Raw genomic sequence first — 2,373 nt, 5'->3', positions numbered from 1 at the left:
TTGGGACAGATCTTTTGCGTAATGTCCCTACTCTACCCCTTTCCGCTTCGCAAGTCCCCCTGCTGAGCAGTTACCTTTTATTGCAACTACTCAGTGTTTAGATCCATAGCCTTATAAGTAGTACAGACTGCCAAGTGGCCGGGGCAGTTCTGGATTTAATCCGAACAGAGGCGAGTAGGCAAAATACGGGTTTCACGGTGAGTAGCTTCCGGTTACGGTTGTGCGTATCTGGGGAAAGCGTCCAAGTCCGCTCTGCTTCGCGGCTCTACGAGTCCACTGTTACCAGCAGCTCGTTTTTGCCTTCTCGTTCCACTCGTGGCAGAGGTGAATCAAGCTGCACTCTCTGCTCGGCAGCCACCTGCACCAGCCTCTCTTTTGCTCCAGAGGTGGGCAGCTCTAATGTTCTTAGGCCCCCCCCTCTCCGGTCGGAACATATTCTTGTTAAGCTGTGCCACATGGATTTTTTCAGTACTCTTTTTGGGTCAGGCCGCTGAAATGCCTGATTTTTTTTGTGCCACAGCACAGCAGCAGAGCGCTCTGAACGCCTATATCAAGTTGTGGCGGGCGGCACACGCCGTTGAGACAGAGGCGCACCGCCACTTGATGAAGCACCACTTGACGGTCAGTCAGTTCGGTGTGCTTGAGGCGCTTTACCACGCCGGGCCGCTTAGCCAGCGCCAGCTGTCGGAAAAGATTCTGCGTTCTAGTGGAAACCTGACGATGGTGATCGATAATTTGCAGCGCGGTGGTCTGGTTGTGCGCCACCGTGATGAACACGACCGACGTGTCAGCATGGTTCACCTGACTGAACGTGGCCGCCTGCTGATCGCGGAAATCTGGCCCGCGCATGTCGAGGGCATTGGCAAAGTCTTTAGTTGCCTCGGAGCGCAGGAGCAGTTGCAGTTGCAATACCTGACCCGTAAGCTGGGTCTGGGAGTCAGGGACGCTGAACAGGACTGATGGCCTGACCAGGGGCAAGGAGGTCAGGACAGGTCATAGGGGCAAAAGCCCCCGCACGCGCACAGGCCGCCGCTGGACGTTCGGCGGCGCTGACCAGCACGCCTGCAAATCACGCTATCCTGGGTAGTTATGACGGCCCCGGCCCCCACTAATTCCCCTCTAAACCCCCGAGACACCACGAACAACACCGCCACCCTGACCATCTCGTGCGCCGATCAGCCCGGCATTGTGGCCGCCGTGTCGCAGTTCCTGCACAATCACGGCGCGAATATCATTCACAGCGACCAGCACAGCACCGATCCCAGCGGCGGCACGTTTTTTATGCGAATGGAGTTTTACCTCGAGGGCCTTGGCGTGTCACGCGGAACCTTTGAGCGGGCGTTTGCCCAGGTGGTCGCCGAGCCTTTCGGAATGAGCTGGCAACTGAGTTACGCGGCGCGGCCCAAGAAAATGGCTATTCTGGTTAGCAAGTACGACCACTGCCTTCTGGACCTGTTGTGGCGTAAGCGCCGGGGCGAGCTGAACATCGAGATTCCGCTGATCCTGAGCAACCACGAGACCCTGCGCCGCGACGCCGAGATGTTCGGGATCCCCTTTCACGCCATCACGGTAAACAAGGAAAACAAAACCGAGGCCGAGCAGATTCGCCTGATGCACGAGGCCGGGGCCGATTTCGCGGTGCTGGCACGCTATATGCAGATTCTGAGTACCGATTTTCTGGACCAGTTCGGTAAGCCGGTGATCAACATTCATCACAGTTTCTTGCCCGCTTTCGTGGGAGCTAACCCCCACCGCGCGGCCTTCGAGCGGGGTGTCAAGCTGATCGGGGCGACCAGTCATTACGTCACCGCCGAGCTAGACGCTGGGCCGATCATCGCCCAGGACGTGATTTCGGTGACGCACCGCGAAACCCCCGAAACCTTAATGCGAATTGGCCGCGACGTCGAGCGGCAGGTGCTGGCCCGCGCCGTCAAGGCCCACGCAGAGGACCGTGTGCTGGTCTACGGGAATAAAACGGTAGTGTTTTAGAGCATTTTGCAACAAGATGGTGCTCTTTTGACCCTCTTGTTGCCGAGTGGAACGAGTGAAAAAAAAAGAGTAGGACGCAGAATGAAGGGGGCGGCGGTGTTTTGCCGACGTGCCCATCATTCGGAGAACTGCTCTAAGACACCAACTCACCATCCCCCACTCACCGCCCCCCACAGCGGGGGCCCCAGTACCACCAGCCCCACCAGCAGCGCCCCACAACTGGCGATCAGCACGGCCCCAGCGCCAGCGTCCTTGGCGACCTTCGCCAGCGGGTGAATCTCCGGGCTGGCGAGGTCGGTCAGGGCTTCCAGCGCCGTGTTCACGATTTCCAGGCTCAGTACCAGCGTGCAGCACAGCATGATCGGCGCGAGCGGCGCACGCAGC

The 2,373-nt window shown here is 58.6% G+C and carries 3 protein-coding genes; 2 read left to right on the top strand and 1 reads right to left on the bottom strand.

What is annotated here, in order from left to right:
- The first annotated feature begins 495 nt into the window (after positions 1 to 495).
- Together QZ269_RS12780 and purU are read left to right on the top strand one after the other, a co-directional pair.
- A complete protein-coding gene (locus tag QZ269_RS12780) occupies positions 496 to 960 on the top strand; it encodes a MarR family winged helix-turn-helix transcriptional regulator (protein WP_291427081.1) in 465 nt (154 codons plus the stop codon).
- A gap of 129 nt (positions 961 to 1,089) precedes the next feature.
- Positions 1,090 to 1,989 carry a formyltetrahydrofolate deformylase gene (purU, locus tag QZ269_RS12775; RefSeq protein ID WP_291427080.1) on the top strand — a complete coding sequence of 300 codons (900 nt, stop codon included), beginning with the start codon at positions 1,090 to 1,092 and terminating at the stop codon, positions 1,987 to 1,989.
- Positions 1,990 to 2,135: 146 nt separating this feature from the next.
- Here purU and QZ269_RS12770 read toward each other — a convergent pair.
- Positions 2,136 to 2,373 (bottom strand): diacylglycerol kinase family protein (locus QZ269_RS12770; RefSeq protein ID WP_291427079.1); only part of this gene is annotated, 238 nt, incomplete at its 5' end.

The organism is Deinococcus sp., from assembly GCF_018260405.1.
Taxonomy (GTDB): Bacteria; Deinococcota; Deinococci; order Deinococcales; family Deinococcaceae; genus Deinococcus.
This window is presented reverse-complemented; position numbering and strand designations above follow the sequence as displayed.